The sequence below is a fragment of the Rhodopseudomonas parapalustris genome, assembly GCF_053772255.1.
The window spans coordinates 75,066-92,483 of record NZ_JAMKBZ010000002.1; the positions used below are offsets into that span (position 1 = coordinate 75,066).

The 17,418-nt window shown below is 65.2% G+C and carries 12 protein-coding genes; 7 read left to right on the forward strand and 5 right to left on the reverse strand.

What is annotated here, in order from left to right:
* Positions 1 to 32: 32 nt before the first annotated feature.
* On the reverse strand, positions 33 to 2,240 hold the full coding sequence (locus M9H71_RS02380) for a transglycosylase domain-containing protein (RefSeq protein ID WP_455403705.1): 2,208 nt from the start codon (positions 2,238 to 2,240) through the stop codon (positions 33 to 35).
* 184 nt (positions 2,241 to 2,424) lie between these two features.
* On the opposite strand from M9H71_RS02380, the gene M9H71_RS02385 reads away from it, so the two are divergent.
* Positions 2,425 to 2,676 carry a hypothetical protein gene (locus M9H71_RS02385; protein ID WP_047307384.1) on the forward strand — a complete coding sequence of 84 codons (252 nt, stop codon included), beginning with the start codon at positions 2,425 to 2,427 and terminating at the stop codon, positions 2,674 to 2,676.
* Positions 2,677 to 2,710: 34 nt separating this feature from the next.
* Here M9H71_RS02385 and M9H71_RS02390 read toward each other — a convergent pair whose 3' ends face one another.
* The 3 genes from M9H71_RS02390 to M9H71_RS02400 all read right to left on the reverse strand — a co-directional run bounded on the left by M9H71_RS02390 (position 2,711) and on the right by M9H71_RS02400 (position 5,031).
* On the reverse strand, positions 2,711 to 2,923 hold the full coding sequence (locus M9H71_RS02390) for a hypothetical protein (protein WP_047307405.1): 213 nt from the start codon (positions 2,921 to 2,923) through the stop codon (positions 2,711 to 2,713).
* A gap of 377 nt (positions 2,924 to 3,300) precedes the next feature.
* Positions 3,301 to 4,521, reverse strand: a complete 1,221-nt coding sequence (locus M9H71_RS02395; RefSeq protein WP_455403517.1) for an ABC transporter substrate-binding protein — start codon at positions 4,519 to 4,521, stop codon at positions 3,301 to 3,303.
* 147 nt (positions 4,522 to 4,668) lie between these two features.
* A complete protein-coding gene (locus M9H71_RS02400; protein WP_455403518.1) occupies positions 4,669 to 5,031 on the reverse strand; it encodes a DUF1304 domain-containing protein in 363 nt (120 codons plus the stop codon).
* Between the two features lie 82 nt (positions 5,032 to 5,113).
* Here M9H71_RS02400 and M9H71_RS02405 point away from each other — a divergent pair, with 82 nt between their 5' ends.
* From M9H71_RS02405 to M9H71_RS02420, 4 genes are all read left to right on the forward strand, one after another.
* Positions 5,114 to 5,542 (forward strand): DUF1330 domain-containing protein, encoded by a 429-nt coding sequence (locus tag M9H71_RS02405; RefSeq protein ID WP_455403519.1) that lies wholly within the window; start codon positions 5,114 to 5,116, stop codon positions 5,540 to 5,542.
* Positions 5,543 to 5,632: 90 nt separating this feature from the next.
* Positions 5,633 to 8,365: an ATP-binding protein gene (locus M9H71_RS02410; RefSeq protein WP_455403520.1), complete on the forward strand. Its 2,733-nt coding sequence runs from the start codon at positions 5,633 to 5,635 to the stop codon at positions 8,363 to 8,365.
* 191 nt (positions 8,366 to 8,556) lie between these two features.
* Complete coding sequence (locus M9H71_RS02415) at positions 8,557 to 10,890, forward strand: Tex family protein (protein ID WP_455403521.1); 2,334 nt, start codon at positions 8,557 to 8,559, stop codon at positions 10,888 to 10,890.
* Positions 10,891 to 11,116: 226 nt separating this feature from the next.
* Entirely contained in the window at positions 11,117 to 13,111 is a 1,995-nt protein-coding gene (locus tag M9H71_RS02420) for a BCCT family transporter (protein ID WP_455403522.1), read from the forward strand.
* A gap of 148 nt (positions 13,112 to 13,259) precedes the next feature.
* On the opposite strand, the gene M9H71_RS02425 is transcribed toward M9H71_RS02420, so the two are convergent.
* Positions 13,260 to 13,949 (reverse strand): GntR family transcriptional regulator, encoded by a 690-nt coding sequence (locus M9H71_RS02425; RefSeq protein WP_455403523.1) that lies wholly within the window; start codon positions 13,947 to 13,949, stop codon positions 13,260 to 13,262.
* A 407-nt stretch (positions 13,950 to 14,356) separates the two neighbouring features.
* Here M9H71_RS02425 and M9H71_RS02430 point away from each other — a divergent pair, with 407 nt between their 5' ends.
* Positions 14,357 to 15,664 carry an MFS transporter gene (locus M9H71_RS02430; RefSeq protein ID WP_455403524.1) on the forward strand — a complete coding sequence of 436 codons (1,308 nt, stop codon included), beginning with the start codon at positions 14,357 to 14,359 and terminating at the stop codon, positions 15,662 to 15,664.
* A gap of 64 nt (positions 15,665 to 15,728) precedes the next feature.
* A complete protein-coding gene (gene ilvD / locus M9H71_RS02435; RefSeq protein WP_455403525.1) occupies positions 15,729 to 17,408 on the forward strand; it encodes a dihydroxy-acid dehydratase in 1,680 nt (559 codons plus the stop codon).
* Positions 17,409 to 17,418 lie beyond the last annotated feature (10 nt).

Below are 17,418 nucleotides of genomic sequence, written 5' to 3' on the forward strand. Positions count from 1 at the left end.
CGCTTTCGCGGAGGATGGCCGTGCTCGACGCATCACCGTCCGAACAGCCGGTCCATCAGCCAGCCGTCGAGGCCGGCGGCCGCCTCGGGGCGGACGTTGGCGCGGGTCGGCGGGGGCATCCGGGCGGCGCCGGGCGGGGCAGCGTTGATCACCTGGGTTTCGCCGCGCGGGCCGCTCTGCGCGATGGTGCCGCCGGCGTTGGCGCCGGTCCCACCGAACCCGCCTGCAGCCGGGCCCGCGATCGGACCGCCGCTCCAGCCGCCGGGCAGCGGCTGCGGGGTGTCGCCCTTCAGCGCCTCGCGCATGAACCGCGTCCACACCTCGACCGGCAGGCCGCCGCCGGTGGCTTTCTTGGTCGGCGAGTTGTCGTCGTTGCCGAGCCATACGCCAGTCACCAGAGTCGAGGTGTAGCCGATGAACCAGGCGTCGCGGAAATCCTGGCTGGTGCCGGTTTTGCCGGCCGCGACCCAGCCCGGCAGATCGGCCTTGTGGGCGGTGCCGGAGCGTAGCGTCTCCTGCATCATGGTGTTCATCATCGCCACCGCGCGCGGATCGACCACCCGGCTCGCCGGCTCGCCGCTGCGGACGTACAGCACCTTGTTGCCCTGCGCGGTGCGGATCCGCTTCACCACATGCGGCGACGCCAACAGCCCGCCATTTGCGAACGTGGCGTAGGCGCCGACCAGCTCGGTGACCGACACCTCCGATGTGCCGAGCGCGATCGACGGGTTGGCGTCCAGCTTGGAGGCGATGCCGAGGCGGTGCGCGGTGCGCACCACGTTCTTCGGTCCGACCTCGAGGCCGAGCCGCACCGCCACCGTGTTCAGCGACATCGCGAGCGCCTGGGTCAGCGTCACCGCGCCGAAATATTCGTGGCTGTAGTTCTCCGGCCGCCAGCCCTTGAGGTCCAGCGGCGCGTCCTGGCGGATCGAGTCTGGCGTCAGCCCGGCCTCCACCGCGGTCAGATACACGAACGGCTTGAACGCCGAGCCCGGCTGCCGTTTGGCGGTGACGGCGCGGTTGAACTGGCTGTCGGCGTAATTGCGCCCTCCGATCATCGCCCGCACCGCGCCATCCGGCGTCATCGCCACCAGGGCGCCCTGGGTCACCTTGTATTTGACGCTCTTGGCGGCGAGCTCGTCGATGATCGCGGCCTCGGCTTCGGCCTGCAGCTTCGGATCGATCGAGGTTTCGACGATGATCGACTGGTCGATCTGCCCGACCAGATCGTCGAGCACTTCGGTGATCCAGTCGGCCACGTAGTTGATGGTGCCCGCACCGGTCGGCTTGACGGTGTAGACCGGATTGGCGATCGCCGCCTTGGCCTGCTTGTCGGTGACGAAGCCGGCGTCCGCCATCGCCGCCAGCACGATCTGGGCCCGCTTCTCGGCGCCCTCCGGATTGCGGTTCGGCGCCAGCCGCGACGGCGATTTGACCAGCCCCGCCAGCATCGCTGCCTCGACCAGGGTGACGTCCTTGGCCGATTTGCCGAAATACTTCTGTGCTGCAGCCTCGACGCCGTAGGCGCCTGAGCCGAAATACACCCGGTTGAGATACAGCTCCAGGATCTCGGCCTTGGAATGCTTGCGCTCCAGCCACAGCGCCAGCTCGACCTCCTGCAGCTTGCGGGTCAGCGTGCGGTCCTGGGTCAGGAACAGGTTCTTGGCGAGCTGCTGGGTCAGCGTCGAGCCGCCCTGCGACACGCCCCGGTGCAGCACGTTGGCGACCGCGGCGCGCGCGATGCCGAGCGGGTCGACGCCGAAATGCGAATAGAACCGGCGGTCTTCGATCGCGATGAACGCCTTCGGCAGATACGGCGGCAGATCCTTCAGCGCCACATTGGTGCCGGCCTGCTCGCCGCGCACCGCCAGCGTCGAGCCGTCGTCGGCGACGATGGTGATGGTCGGCGGCCGTTTCGGAATCTCGAGCGACTGAATCGGCGGCAGGTGCGCCCCGACCCAGACCATGACGCCGACCACTGCCAGCACCGTCCAGATCCCGGCGACCGCGCTCCAATACACCAGCCGGCCGATCGCCTGGCGCACCGAAGCGATCACGCCCTTGCGCGGCTTGCGCCGGCTGCGCGCCGCGCCGCCGGCTTTGCCGGCTGATTTCTTCTTCGGCATGTCGTCGGCCACGTTCACCCGATCCTGCGGCGTCAGGCGCATGTCGCCGACCGATTCACCGGGGCCGAATGTCGGCTCTCGCCTTTCGGCGGCTTTTTTCCTGCCCCACGCCATCGCATCGTCCACGCCGACCATTGTGGTCGACGCTAGCGAAGCCGGTTTAAGGCTCGGTAAAGCGAACGTTAAAACCCGGTTCCCAATTTGCCGAAAACGCCCCAGACTTGAGCCATCTCAAGACCTTGGGTTACAGCTCTGCGATCGATGCGGCGTCTACCGATAGCGTCAGAAGGAGCCAGCAATGACCAGGGTGTTGAGGACCGCGGAGGAGATCGAAGCGTTGCTGCTCCAGGACGTCCGCGGCCAGCGTCATTGCGACAAGGTCGAAGCGATCCGCATTCGCCCGTGCCAGCCGTGCGACGACACCAACGGCGCCAATTGGAAAGTGGCCTCGGTCGATCCCGGCCAGGCGAGTCGCGAATTCGCCGGTGCCGCAGTGATGACGGCGATGGACCGGTTGCAGCGCGAGGTCAGTGCGCTTCCGTGGGAGTAACGGCGCAGTCCGCGTCGGCGGCTTGCGATCCGGCTCAGTGATAGTTGCGGCGGTGCGGCGCAGCGCCGATTTCGCCCATCAGCCAGCTCTTCATCTTGGCGCGGCTGGCGAACCGCTTGGCTTCATCGAGTAATTCGTCGCGCTCCACCCCGGCCGGCGTCAGCGCCGCCTCGATGTACTTGGCGACAGCCAGCTCCTCGAGCTGTTCGACGGTGAAATACCGGTTGCTGTTGTGGTCTGGTTTCATTGCGGTCCGCCGCTGCTGCGGCGCCTCCAATCAACGGCTTCCACCCCTTCGAACAATCGCAACATTCGATGCCGATTCGGATCGGGTGTCTGTGCAATATTGGACGGTTTCCCGCATTGGTTGCGCCCGCGCCACTGCGGACGATCACGAGGTCGGTCGCCTCGTACCGGCGAAATCCGTGAAGGTCGCCGTCATCTATCGCGAGCGGGGGACTGCGTAGCGCAGAGAGCTGATTGCCCTGCACGGCAAACTCCCACCGTTCGCCGCGCTGCGGGCGGGCGACGACGGTGGGGCTTCTTGGTGGGCTCGGACCGGCTCGCCGAAATCACCCCGGTGCGGCGAAGCACCGGGGCAAGTTCGCCGTGTCCGGCGGTCAGTCACATTGCGGCGTCGTCTTCGATGATCGGGCCGAACAGCTCCCAGCGCTCGCCGTTGAACTTCATCATTCGGAGCTGCTTGTTGACGCGGAAGTCGGTCGGCGAGGTGTTGACCGACATGCCCGGCAGCGACAGATCGCCGACGACATTCTTCAGGTTGGCGGCCTGCTTCATGACGTTCTCGCGGGTCAGGTTGTCGCCGCACTGCTTCAGGATCTTGACCAGCAGCTCTGCGGTGGAGTAGCCGTAGCTGTTGACGGTGTTGAGCTTGTCGCCCTCCGGATAATACTTGTCCATGAAGGCGAAATACTTCTTCACGCCCTCGTCATTGGCCCATTGCGGGTCGGCAGGATCTTTGCCGTAGTTGACGCTGATGAGGCCCTTGGAGATGTCGAGGCCGGCCGGCTTCAGCGTCGCCGACACCGGGCTGGCGTTGATGTCGAGGATATGGACAGGATTCCAGCCGAGGTCGGCGACCTTCTTGATCGCCTGGGCGGCGAAGCGCGGCGTCGAGGCGTCGTACAGCAGCGTGGCACCTGCGGACTTCAGCTTGACGATCTGCGAGTCGACGGTCGGGTCGGTGAGTTCGTAGGAGGCTTCGGCGACGATCATCTTGTCGGCCTTGTCGCCGAGCGCGGCGCGTAGGCCTGTGACATAGTCGCGGCCGAGATCGTCGTTCTGGAACAGGACGCCGATCTTGGCGTCGGGGTGATTCTGAAGGATATAGCGGCCATAGATGCGGCCTTCGGTCTGGTAGTTGGGGTTGAAGCCCATCGTCCAGGGGAAGTTCTTCGGATCGGTGAACCGCGTCGCGCCGGTCGCGGCGAGCAGTTGCGGCACCTTCTTGGCGTTGAGATACTTCTGCACCGCGGCGTTGGATGGCGTGCCGATGATCTGGAAGGTGAGCAACACCTCGTCGCTCTCGACCAGCTTGCGAACCTGCTCGACGGCCTTGGGCGGCGAATAGGCGTCGTCGTACTGGATCAGGTTGATCTTGCGGCCGTTAATGCCGCCTTGATCATTGATCATCCGCATATAGGCGGCCTGGGTCTTGCCGATGCCCGCATAGGCCGATGCGGGGCCGGAGAACGGCACGGTCTGGCCGATCTTGATCTCGGTGTCGGTGGCGCCGGTGTCGTATTTCTTTTGAGCGACCGCGGGCGCGGCGCTGAGCACAATCGCAGTAACAGCCGCCGTGGCGGCCCGATACAGGCTGATCATCGGTGGTCTACTCCCTAGGCGTGTGAGCGACGGTCTTGTGTCGGCCGTCGTTGATGGGAGTGTGGATCAGCGCTTGAGGTCTGGCAATGCCGCTCTGACGCGTCGTGCAATTTGCCGCGCTGTGCGATGCAGCATCCTACTTGCCGACTACGCGACCCACGCTGCGATCAGCGCCACCACGGCAGGAGCTGCCTGGACGTAGAGAATGCGCCGGCTCACCGTCCAGGCACCGTACAATCCGGCGACGATGACGCAGCCGAGGAAGAAGGTCGCAAGCTGCAGTGCCACTTCGGCGTTCGGGTGCAGCAGCGACCAGATCAGCCCGGCTGCCAGGAAGCCGTTATACAGCCCCTGATTGGCGGCCAGCACCGCGGACGCTGCAGCTTTGTCAGGACTGTTCCGAAACACCTTGAGCCCGAGCGGCTTGGTCCAGAGGAACATCTCGAGCACGAGAAAGAAGACGTGCAGGGCCGCGACCAGCGCGACGAGAAGAGTGGCAGTGGCGTTCACGCACAGGCTCCGGTGGCAGACATCGGCGGCTCAATCGTGATACTAGCACGGCCAAACAAATTCAAAGCAACAGGAGGGGCGTATGACCGGCCACATCGATCCGACCAAAGAGGTGTTTGCGCAGTTTCGCGCCAACGATCGCGAAGGCCCGATCCACATGCTCAATCTGGTGCGGCTCAGGCCGCAGGCCGCTTATCCGGACGGCCGCGCCGCGACCGGGGCGGAAGCCTACGCCGCGTATGGCCGCGACTCCGGCCCGGTGTTCGAGCGGCTCGGCGGCAAGGTGGTGTGGCAGGGCCAGTTCGAGCTGATGCTGATCGGCCCGCAGGACGAGCGCTGGGATCGGGTCTTCATTGCCGAATATCCGAGCGTGTCGGCGTTCGTCGAGATGATCCGCGATCCGGTGTATCGCGAGGCCGTCAAGCACCGCCAGGCAGCGGTCGAAGACTCCCGACTGATCCGTCTGAAGCCGCTGAAGCCAGGGAAGGGCTTCGGCGAAATTCCGGTCTGATCGCGGCCGGCGCCACCGCCGCGACGGTGGCGCGTCACCGGTCCTTCATATAGGTTGCCGCTCTGTCCGCGTTCCCCGGAGATTGAATCGATGCGCCTGTCGGCGCGCCTGACCCTGGCGATGACCGTACTGGTGGCATTTACGGTCGCCGCGATCGGGTTGCTCGCTTACTACAATATCGGCCGCGCGGTGGTGCCGTCGGGGCTGACACGCCTGGCCTATCAGGCCAAGGCGCGGCTCGGCGCCTACGAGTCGGCTCTGCGCGTGTTTCGCAACGAAGTGCTGTCGGCCCGGCTGTTGCCGGCGCACAGCGGCGTCGTCCGCGCGCACCGCAGTGGCGGCGTCGATCCGAAGTTCGGGCTGACCGAGGCTCAGTGGCTGCAGCATCTGGCCACGGTCTATGCGGGCAACATGCAGTTCAAGCCCGGCATCCTCAGCTATCGTCTGGCGACCGTCGCGGACGGCGCTCGTTCCCTGATCGAAGTCGATCGTAACGGCCCTGGCGGCGCCATCCGCGTCGTGCCCGATGCCGAGCTGTCGCGGCACGGCGACGACGAGACGTTCCGCCGCGCGTCGCAGCAGACCGGCGACGCGATCTACTTCTCGCCGCTTCGGATCGCCGCGAATGACGAAAGCGGCACGCCGCTGCCGCGAATCACGCTCGCCGCCCCGATCCGCGACGAGGCCGGTGCGGTGTTCGCCGTGCTGGCGATCGAGCTGGACCTGCGGCCGGTGTTTGAACGCATCCGCGACGTGCTCGACAACGACACCAGTGTGTACTTCGTCACCGCCGACGGCGGATATTTGATGAACTACCTCGGCGGCCGGATCGTGCCGGCAGAGCCGGAGCGGCGCTGGCAGGACGATTTCCCGGGGCTCGCCGCCGCGCTCGCCGACAAGCCGGGCACCGCGACGGTGTTCCGTGGTCCGGATGGTACGCGCACCGCTGGCGCGCTCGTGGTCGGGACGCTGACCAACGGCGAGCGCACCGGCGTGATCGAGACCGAGCCGCTGGAGCGGATGATGGCTCCGGCGACGGCGCTGCGCACCCCCGGCCTGATCGTCGGGCTGGCCGCGCTGCTCGGCGCGGTGCTGCTGTCGGCGCTGCTGTCGCGCTCGCTGGCCAAGCCGATCGCGCAACTCACCCGCGCAGTAACCGCGTTCTCACGCAGCGGGCGGCTGGTGATGCCGGGTGGACTGCAGGGCGAAAGCCGCATTCTGGCCGATGCGTTCGATCAGACCGTCGCCCAGATCGACGCCGCCAATGCGGCGCTGCGCAGCAAGACCGAACTACTGGACAAGACCATCGCCAGCATGGCGGATGCGGTCGCGGTGCTCGACGCTGCGGGCAAACGGGTGTTCGCCAACCCGACCTGTCTGGCACTGTTCGGGCCGGCCGAAGACGTCGGCTCCGAGCGATGGTTGAAGAAGTATCGGCGGTTTCTCGGGGACGGCGTGACGCCGATGCCGGATCACGAAAGTCCGGCGGCGCGGGCCCGCCGCGGCGAGAGCTTCGACAATGTCGAGCTCGGCATCCGCCATGGCGACAATGGGCCGGTGGTGCAGCTAGCCGCCAGCGCACGGCGAATCGAAAACCCCGATGGTTCGTTCGGCGGCGCGGTGGTGGTGTATCGTAACCTCACCGAGTTCAAGGAATCCGAGCGCCAGCTTCGCCAGGCACAGAAGATGCAGGCGATCGGCCAGCTCACCGGCGGCGTCGCACACGATCTCAACAACATCCTCACGGTGATCACCGGCGGTATCGAGATTCTCGCCGAGGGCGTGTCCGATCGGCCGGACCTGAAGGACGTCGCCGCGATGGTGGATCAGGCGGTGACTCGCGCCTCCGATCTCACCCACGGTCTGCTGTCGTTCTCGCGCAAGCAGCCGCTGCAGCCGCGCAGTATCGACGTCAACGCGCTGATGCTCGACACCGTCAAGCTGCTGCGGCCGACGCTCGGCTCCGGCATCGAGATCGACGTCGAACCGGCTCCGGATTTGTGTCCGGCGCTGGCGGATCCGTCGCAGCTCGGCAGCGCGCTGATCAACCTCGCGGTCAATGCCCGTGACGCGATGAACGGCAGCGGCAAGTTGTTATTAGAGACCGGCAATGTCGATCTCGATCAGGCCTATGCCGAGCAGCACGACGAAGTGTCGGCCGGCCGTTACGTGATGCTGGTGGTGAGCGATAACGGCTGCGGCATTCCGACGTCGATCCGCGACCGCGTGTTCGAACCGTTCTTCACCACCAAGGCGGTCGGTGAAGGCACCGGCCTCGGCCTCAGCATGGTGTACGGCTTCATCAAGCAATCCGGCGGCCATATCGAGCTGTACAGCGAGGAGGGGCACGGCACCACGATTCGGCTGTATCTGCCCTGCGCCACGATCAGCGATACCGAGAACGACACCGCCGCCCCGCCGCTCGCGCAGGGTGGTCGCGAGTCCGTACTGGTGGTGGAAGACGACGCGCTGGTGCGTAGCTACGTGATGACGCATCTGAAGGCGCTCGGCTACACGGCGCATTCGGCGTGTTCCGCCGCCGAGGCGATGTCGATGGTGTACGACGGCGTCGAATTCGATCTGCTGTTCACCGACGTGATGCTGTCGGGCGGCATGGACGGTCCGCAGCTCGCCGACGAATTGCGCAAATACACGCCCGACCTGAAGGTGCTGTTCACCTCCGGCTACACCGAGACCGCCATGTTGCGCCAAGGCCGGATCGGTGCCGACATGCAATTGCTGCCGAAGCCGTATCGCCGTGCCGATCTGGCGCGGATGCTGCGCCGGGTTCTCGACGACGCCGATCCGGCGCCGGCAAAATGATCGGGGCTTTTCAACAGGGAACACGGCGAATCGATTTGGTCGCCTCCGACCTTCGGCGGGTTATGCACACGTCGTGCGCGGGCCGGTCACACGCCCTGCATCTCGGCCGCAAGATCGCGTAGGTTGCCTTCGATTCGCCGCGCCGCCGTGGCCGAGTCCCCCTCCTTTCGAATCTGCCAAAGAGACTCCCAGTGCCGAACATCGCGTCCGTCATCGCATCCGAACTCGCCGTCCGTGAGCAGCAGGTCCAGGCCGCAATCGACCTGCTCGACGGCGGATCGACCGTGCCGTTCATCGCCCGCTACCGCAAAGAGGCGACCGGTATGCTCGACGACACGCAGCTCCGCACCCTTGAGGAGCGGCTGCGTTACCTTCGCGAGATGGAGGCGCGGCGCACCGCGATCATCGACAGCATCAAGCAGCAGGGCAAGATGACGCCCGAGCTGGAGGCGGCGCTGCTGAAGGCCGACAGCAAGGCTCGGCTCGAGGACATCTATCTGCCGTTCAAGGAGAAGCGGCGCACCAAGGCGCAGATCGCGCGCGAGGCCGGTCTGGAGCCGCTCGCCGATCTGTTGATACAGAATCCCGACAAGGATCCGCAGGCCGAGGCGGCGGCCTATGTGAAGACCGACGGCGAGCATCCGGTCGCGGACGTCAAGGCGGCGCTGGAAGGCGCCCGCGCCATCCTGGTCGAGCGCTTCTCCGAGCACGCCGACCTCACCGGCTCTTTGCGTGAAGCGATGTGGAGCCGCGGCGCATTGAAGGCGAGCGTGCGCGATGGCAAGCAGGCCGCCGGCGCCAAATTCGCCGATTACTTCGATTTCTCCGAGCCGTATGAAAAACTGCCGTCGCACCGCATTCTGGCGTTGCTGCGCGGCGAGAAGGAAGAAGTGCTGGCGCTCGATTTCGGCGACGGCGAAGATCCGGAGTCGCGGGAGCCGACGCAGTACGAGAACCGCATCGCCGCCACCTTCGGCATTGCCCGCAAGGGCCGCCCGGCCGACGGCTTCCTGTCCGACGCGGTGCGCTGGGCATGGCGGACGCGGATCAAGACCGCGCTGGCTCTCGATGTGCGGATGCGGCTGTGGCAGCAGGCCGAGGTCGAGGCGGTGCGGGTGTTCGCGGCGAATCTGCGCGACCTGTTGCTCGCCGCACCGGCCGGCGGTCGCGCCACGCTCGGGCTCGATCCGGGCTTCCGTACCGGCGTGAAGGTCGCGGTGATCGACCGCACCGGCAAGATGGTCGACCACGCCACGATCTATCCGCACGAGCCGGCGCGCAAATGGAACGAGAGCATGCTGACGCTGGCGCAGCTCTGCGTGAAGCACCGCATCGAGCTGGTGGCGATCGGCAACGGCACGGCTTCGCGCGAGACCGAAAAACTGGTGGCCGATCTGATGAAGGCCAAGCCCGATCTGAAACTGACCAAGGCGATCGTTTCGGAAGCCGGCGCGTCGGTGTATTCGGCCTCGGAATTTGCCTCCAAGGAATTCCCCGACCTCGACGTCTCGATCCGCGGCGCGGTGTCGATCGCGCGGCGGCTGCAGGATCCGCTCGGCGAACTCGTCAAGGTGCCGCCGCAGTCGATCGGCGTCGGGCAGTATCAGCACGACCTCAATCAGCACGCGCTGGCGCGTGCGCTGGATGCCACGGTGGAAGACTGCGTGAACGCGGTCGGCGTCGATCTCAACACGGCGTCGGCGCCGCTACTGGCCCGGGTGTCGGGTATCGGCGAGACGCTGGCGACCAACATCGTGGCGCATCGCGACGCCAACGGCCCGTTCCCGAGCCGCGACAAGCTGAAGGAAGTGCCGCGGCTGGGGCCGAAGGCGTTCGAGCAGTGCGCCGGGTTCTTGCGCATCCGCGACGGCGACAATCCGCTCGACGCCTCCGGCGTGCATCCGGAAGCCTATCCGATCGTCAAAAAGATCCTGGCCGCCACCAAGAGCGACATCAAGGCGCTGATCGGTCAGACCAAGGTGTTGCAGGGGCTCAAGCCGCAGGCCTTCGCGGACGAGAAGTTCGGCATTCCGACCGTCAGCGACATTCTCAAGGAACTGGAAAAGCCCGGCCGCGATCCGCGTCCCGAGTTCAAGACCGCGACCTTCCAGGAAGGCGTCGAGAAGATCACCGATCTGAAGCCCGGCATGATTCTCGAAGCCACCATCACCAACGTCGCCGCGTTCGGCGCCTTCGCCGATATCGGCGTGCATCAGGACGGGCTGATCCACATCTCGGCGATGTCCGAGCGCCGCATCAACGATCCGCGTGAAGTGGTGAAGCCGGGCCAGGTGGTGAAGGTCAAGGTGCTCGAGGTCGACGTGCCGCGTAACCGCATCGGCCTGACGCTGCGGATGTCCGATCCGATCCCCGCTCCCGGCGAACGCCGCAGCGGTGGTGGCGGCGGCGCCAGCGCCAAACTGGTCGATCGCTACAAGCCGCGCCAGGAGGCTCCGAGCGGCGGCGGCGCGTTTGCGGCGGCGCTGGCGAAGGCGGCCGAGAAGGGCCGCAGCAAGGGGCGGTAGAGCGCTTCCTCGCTTGGTTGAAGCGAGCGGCTCTTCGCAAAGGAATCGACATCATCGTCCCGAGAGGCCCGGCGAGGCCGGGCGTCTCGGCGGATGCGAGCATCCACGGCCTGCGGCGAATGGAACCGCGGGCTGGCCGGCGATTTGCAACCGGCAGACTTTCTCCGCAACGTGGGCCCTCGCTGGCGGTAGCCGGCTCGATGGTCCGGCAGGTTGAGGAGACCAGATGCCCCGCTTCGTCATCAATCCCCCGGTGTTCTTCGGATCGGTCGCGATCACGACGCTGTTTCTGGCCGTCGGCGTCCTGTTTCCGAGCCAGGCCGAGACGATCTTTGCCGGGGTGCAGAGCTGGATTCTCGAATGGTTCGGCTGGCTGTATCTGCTCGCGGTCGGCATTTTCATCGTTTCGGTGGTGCTGTTTGCAGCGAGCCGGTTCGGCGACCTCAGGCTCGGACCCGACGATTCGACGCCCGATTTCCGCTATCTGTCGTGGGTGGCGATGCTGTTCGCGGCCGGCATGGGCATCGGATTGATGTATTTCGCGGTCGGCGAACCGATGAAGCACTTCGCCGCGCCACCGGAGGCTGCGCCGCTCAGCATCGCGGCGCAGCGCCAGGCGATGAGCATCACTTTCTTCCATTGGGGGCTGCACGCCTGGGCGATCTATGCGGTGGTCGGGCTGTCGCTGGCGTATTTCGGCTATCGCTACAATCTGCCGCTCACCGTCCGCTCCGGTCTGTATCCACTGCTCGGCAGCCGGATCGACGGTCCGCTCGGCCACGCCGTCGATATTTTCGCGATCTGCGGCACGCTGTTCGGCATCGCGACCTCGCTCGGCTTCGGCGTGCTGCAGATCAACGCCGGGCTGACCTATCTGCTCGGCGTGCCGAACGACGCTGCGGTGCAGATCGGACTGATCGCGGCGATCACCGCGGTCGCTACCGTCTCGGTGGTCACCGGGCTCGACAACGGCGTTCGCCGGCTCAGCGAGCTCAATCTCGCGCTCGCCGTGCTGCTGATGACCTTCGTGCTGGTGGTCGGCCCGACCGCCCATTTGCTGCGCGATTTCGTGCAGAATATCGGCTTCTATCTCGACACCTTCGTGCTGCGAACGTTCAACATCTACGCCTACGAACCGCGTCCCTGGATCGACGCCTGGACGCTGTTCTACTGGGCGTGGTGGATCTCGTGGTCGCCGTTCGTCGGCATGTTCATCGCCCGCATCTCGCGCGGCCGGACGGTGCGCGAGTTCGTGATCGCAGTGCTGTTCGTTCCGGCCGGCTTCACGTTCTTCTGGATGACGGTGTTCGGCAACACCGCGCTGTGGATCGACACCACGGTTGCGCAAGGTGCTCTGCATCAGGCGGTCGCGAGTGATCTGTCGACCGCGCTGTTCCAGTTCTTTCAGTACCTGCCGCTGCCGATGCTGACGTCGAGCATCGCGGTGATGCTGGTGGCGGTGTTCTTCGTCACCTCGGCCGATTCCGGATCGCTGGTGGTCGACGCCCTGGCGGCGGGCGGCGCCACCGACACCACCACGGCGCAGCGCGTATTCTGGTGCGCGCTGGAGGGACTGATCGCCGCCGTGCTGCTGCTGACCGGCGGCCTCGCGGCGCTGCAATCGGCCACCATCGCCACCGCGCTGCCGTTCTCGCTGATCATGCTGGTGCTGGTCTGGGCGCTGTTCAAAGGCATGGCGTCCGACGTGGCGCAGCTGCGGGTGCAGAAGGGCGCCGCGCCGCCGCAGGCCTATCCGGCAGCCGGCCTGTCCTGGCAACGCCGGCTCGGCCTGATCCTCAATGCGCCAACCGACGCCGAAGTCGGGGATCATATCGTCAAGGTCGTCGCCCCGGCGCTCGACGACGTCCGCCGCGAGCTCGAGCATCAGGGCCGTCGCTCGATCGTAACCCGCGTCGAGGCGGAGCGGTCAGTGTCGCTGACCGTGCCGGCTAAGGGCGTGCGCGATTTCGTCTATGGCGTGCGGCCGGCCGCGCATCGTCTGCCGGCGTTCTCGCCGGCCGAGGCGGCCCATTCGGGATTCCGCTACGAGGCCCGCACCTTCTTCAGCGACGGCAGCCGCGGCTACGACGTGATGGGGATGACGCGCGACCAAGTGATCGCCGACGTGCTGGCGCAATTCGATCGCTATCAGCTGCTGGTGACCTCCCCCGCTGCCTCTCTCGCCGTCGGCGCCCCGGAACACACGTCCGAGGCTGAGTAGCAGAGGCGATCCGCCACTCGGACCATCGACATCGAAAATCCCCGATCGCGTGGAGGGACCACATCACGCGTTGTTCCCGAGTAAGTCGTGTGTTTGGCATATTCGCCGATGCCGATCATCGAAGCTGCCGCGCCGGCGGTGAAGCAATTCAAAGCGCCTGAGGCGGATGTTTAAGAGCGATTCTGGTATCGGCCCCGCGGAGGGTGCGGTACGCAAAATCGGTGAGGTAATCGTTCAGCGCGAGCGATGCGGCGGCGGCGGCCTGCTCGTCGCCCTGGTTGATCGCTCTCAGCGTCGCCGAATGCTTCTCGGACGCCACCATCAACTCTGTGGGGCGATCTGAAATATTGGCGAACCAGAACCGTCGCGACAGGCCCTGAAGCGGCGCCATGCTCGAAGTCAGATATTCGTTCTGCGCCGCCGCAACGATGATCTGATGAACCCGCTTCAGCAGATCACCATACAGAACGATGTCGTCGGACTTTGCGACTTCGTCAAACTCCCGTGCCAATTCGAGCATCATCCGCTTCTGAACGGAGGTGGCGCGATGAACGCAGGTTCGCACCGCGAATTCTTCGACGACCCTGCGTAGTTCGAGCAGCTTGAGTTGGACCTCGACCGAGATCAACGGAATGAAGGCTCCCTTGCGCGGATGTATCTCGACCATTCGCTCCCAGGCGAGACGCTGCAGTGCTTCGCGGACAGGCGTTCGACCGAAACCGGTCGCCTCCATCAACGTCACTTCGCTGACCATTTGGCCGGGCTTCAGCTCCTGAAACGTGATCATTCTCTCGATCACATCGTAGACCTGCTCAGACTTATTGGTGTGCTCGGGCATCTATCCGCTGTCCGGTGGAAATCTGTCGCTTAAATCTAGCCTGCAGAACAGCCGGGACCGTGGTCTTCGGCATCCGAGCGATTGCGTTTGCGGGCTCGGTCTGGTTCAGGGCCGATCACCGGCGGGCGCCGGATCGTTGGCCGAATGAACATCGCCCCCTGCCGTCGGCACGTTCATGGATGCAGACGGCGGATCGAACTCCTCGTCGGAAGGCCGTTTCGGCCGGCGCGCATGGTCAGTTCCACCCCTCGTCCCCCTACCCCACCCGATTTTACGCGTACGCAAAACCGCGGGCCGTCGGCTTCAAGCCACTGGACTCTACTGCCATACCCGTAATATATCAGCATATATCATCGATATATCAATGATCGATGAGGCTATAATTCGTTGAAAACGGGGAAACATCCATGGCTGAGGTTTTACAGGACCAGCGCGCGGTCGGCGGAAACCAGAAATCCCGCCGAGCGGCGTGGGCCGCTCTGATCGGCACGGTGCTGGAGTGGTACGACTTCATCATCTACGGCACGGCCGCAGCCGTGGTCCTGAATAAGGTCTTCTTTCCCTCGACAGACCCCTACGTCGGAACGCTCGCCGTGTTTGCGACCTACGCGGTCGGCTTTCTCGCCCGCCCCTTGGGCGGCCTTTACCTCGGCTACCTCGGCGACCGATACGGCAGAAAGCGCGTTCTCGTGCTCACGCTCGTGATCATGGGCGCCGCCACGTTCCTGCTGGGCTGTCTGCCGTCCTACGCGCAAATTGGAATCTGGGCGCCGATCCTGCTTGTCGGATTGCGCCTGCTGCAGGGATTCGGCGCAGGTGGTGAGTACGCCGGCGCGGTGGTGCTGTCCGTCGAACACGCTCAGGAGGGCAAGCGCGGCGCTGCAGGCGCCTGGGCTCCGCTGGGCTTTGCGCTGGCAACCTTGCTCGCCAACGCCGTGTTCTTCTCCGTCATTGCCTCGATGCCCGAAGACCAGTTCCTGCAGTGGGGTTGGCGCATTCCCTTCCTGTTCGGCGGCGTGTGCGTGCTGGTCGGCTACTTCATTCGCCGCGGCGTCGAGGAGCCGCCGGTCTATGAACGTGCCGTCGAGCAGGCGAAGACCGAGAAGATCGGCCTGTTCACGTCGATCAAACGCAACCCGCGCAGCTTCGTCATCGTGCTTCTGACCCGGATGGGAGAGAACGGCTTTGCCTATCTCTATCCGGTGTTCTGCGTCTCCTATGTGATCACGACGCTCGGGCAGCCACGCTCGACCGCGCTGTGGGCCGTCATCATCGCATCGATGGTCCAGGTCGCCACCATCCCGTTCTTCGGCGTGTTGTCCGACCGGATTGGCCGCAAGACCGTGTATATTGCGGGTACGCTGCTTTCGATGGCGTGGCTGGTGCCGTTCTTCCTGCTGCTCGACACCGGCGCCACCGCCGCCATCATCCTGGGGTTTGGCATCGGCCTCGGCATTGCGTATCCGGCGATGCTCGCACCGCAGGCGTCGTGGTACGCCGAACTGTTCGATACCCAGTTCCGGCTCTCAGGCTTCGCCTTCTCCCGAGAGCTCGGCTCGCTGCTCGCCGGCGGCGTCGCACCCTTCATCGCCACGGCGCTTGCCGCATGGGCCCATCATTGGTGGCCGATCGTCGCCTACATGTGGGTGCTCGGCATCATCACTTTGATCGGCCTGAAGCTTGGGCCGGAAACCGTCAGCAAGAAACTCGGATAACTCAATGAGCGTTGCGGCGCCGAGCCGGAACGCTCATTGCTCCCGCATCTTTGGAGATTGGCCGATGAACGAACTCAGAAGCAACTTCGAGCCGGGTTCGACCCGGTGGGCCGTGCGTCGCGCGCAATGGCTGGCGATGGGCATCAAGGAGGAGGATTTCCACAAGCCCAAGATCGCGGTGGTCAATTCATCCAGCGGGCTCTCGGTCTGTTACCAGCACTTGGACGAGATCTCTCGGAAAGTGCAACAGGCGATCCGCGACGCCGGCGGGCTCCCATTCGAAATCCGCACCGTTGCCCCGTCTGATTTCGTCACCTCCGCAGGCCGCAAGGCGCGCTATCTGATGCCGTCTCGCGATCTCCTTGTGAACGACGTCGAGGTCCAGGTCGAAGGCGCGGAATTGGACGGCATGGTTCTACTCGCCTCCTGCGACAAGACCACGCCCGGCCAGTTGATGGCCGCTGGTCGCTTGAACATCCCGTCGATCGTCCTGGCCTGCGGATATCAGCTCGGCGGCCATTGCGGCGGCAAAGACGTCGATATCGAAGACCTCTACAACGGAGTCGGCACCTACAAATCGGGCCAGATCAGCTTGCAGGATCTGACTGACATGTCCTGCGCCGCAATCAAGGGACCCGGCGTTTGCGCCGGTCTCGCAACCGCCAATTCCATGCACTGCCTCGCAGAGGCACTCGGCATGGCACTGCCCGGCAATGCGCCGATCCGCGCTGGAGGCGAGCGGCTGTCCGACTACGCGGTGCAGGTCGGCCAGGCCATCGTGCGGCTCATTCAGCAAGACCTGAGGCCGCGGCAGATCCTGACCAAAGCGTCGATCCAGAACGGAATTCGTATCGCCCAAGCGCTGGGGCTGTCGGTCAACACGGTGCGGCATCTGACGGCGATCGCCATCGAAAGCCGCATCGAAATGGACGTCGTGGCAGAATACGAGGCTCTGTCGAAGGACGCGGTTCAGATCACGCAAGTGCGTCCCAACGGTCCGCATCGGATCGAGATGCTGGACGCTGCAGGTGGCGTGCGAGGCGCAATGAAGCAACTCGCCAGCAAACTCGATCTCTCCACGATGACGGTCACCGGAAAGACCCTCGAGGAAAATCTCGCCGAGGCGCCCGCACCGGACGAACGCGTGATCCGGCCGCTGTCCAACCCGTTCCGCAACGAGCCCGGGCTCATCATCATCCGCGGCAATCTCGCGCCGGACGGCGCGGTGGTGAAGCTGTCCGCCGTCCCGACCTCCGTCCGCCGGTTCGAGGGCGTGGCGAAGGTTTTCGAAGACGAGGATAAGGCGATCGCCGGCCTCAGCGATGGCTCAATTCACAAGGGACAGGCCATCATCCTCCGGCACATGGGCCCGAAGGGCGGCCCGGGCACGGTGTTCGCGTGCTCGTTCATGGCGGCTCTGGTCGGCGCCGGCCTGTCGAGCGGCGTCGCGGTTCTGACCGACGGTGAGTTGTCGGGTCTCAACTCCGGCATCACTGTTGGCCAGATCATGCCGGAGGCTGCCGAAGGTGGCCCGCTCGCCGTGGTGGCTGACGGCGACCGTATCGCGATCGACCTGACCGCCGAAACAATCGAGCTGATGATCACCGAAAAGGAACTCGCGACCAGACTAGCCGAATGGAAACCGCGGACATTGCCGGCCGAATATGGCTGGCTCGCGCAATACGCCCAGCTCGTCCAGCCGCTCTCGAAGGGAGCCGTACTCGGCGATCGAAGCCGTCGCTGATAGCGCAGCC

Excerpts from the sequence above, each read along its gene's own strand:
- M9H71_RS02380 (WP_455403705.1), bottom strand. The coding sequence starts at position 2,240 with ATGGCGTGGGGCAGGAAAAAAGCCGCCGAAAGGCGAGAGCCGACATTC.
- M9H71_RS02385 (WP_047307384.1), top strand. The coding sequence starts at position 2,425 with ATGACCAGGGTGTTGAGGACCGCGGAGGAGATCGAAGCGTTGCTGCTC.
- M9H71_RS02390 (WP_047307405.1), bottom strand. The coding sequence starts at position 2,923 with ATGAAACCAGACCACAACAGCAACCGGTATTTCACCGTCGAACAGCTC.
- M9H71_RS02395 (WP_455403517.1), bottom strand. The coding sequence starts at position 4,521 with ATGATCAGCCTGTATCGGGCCGCCACGGCGGCTGTTACTGCGATTGTG.
- M9H71_RS02405 (WP_455403519.1), top strand. The coding sequence starts at position 5,114 with ATGACCGGCCACATCGATCCGACCAAAGAGGTGTTTGCGCAGTTTCGC.
- M9H71_RS02410 (WP_455403520.1), top strand. The coding sequence starts at position 5,633 with ATGCGCCTGTCGGCGCGCCTGACCCTGGCGATGACCGTACTGGTGGCA.
- M9H71_RS02420 (WP_455403522.1), top strand. The coding sequence starts at position 11,117 with ATGCCCCGCTTCGTCATCAATCCCCCGGTGTTCTTCGGATCGGTCGCG.
- M9H71_RS02425 (WP_455403523.1), bottom strand. The coding sequence starts at position 13,949 with ATGCCCGAGCACACCAATAAGTCTGAGCAGGTCTACGATGTGATCGAG.
- M9H71_RS02430 (WP_455403524.1), top strand. The coding sequence starts at position 14,357 with ATGGCTGAGGTTTTACAGGACCAGCGCGCGGTCGGCGGAAACCAGAAA.
- ilvD (WP_455403525.1), top strand. The coding sequence starts at position 15,729 with ATGAACGAACTCAGAAGCAACTTCGAGCCGGGTTCGACCCGGTGGGCC.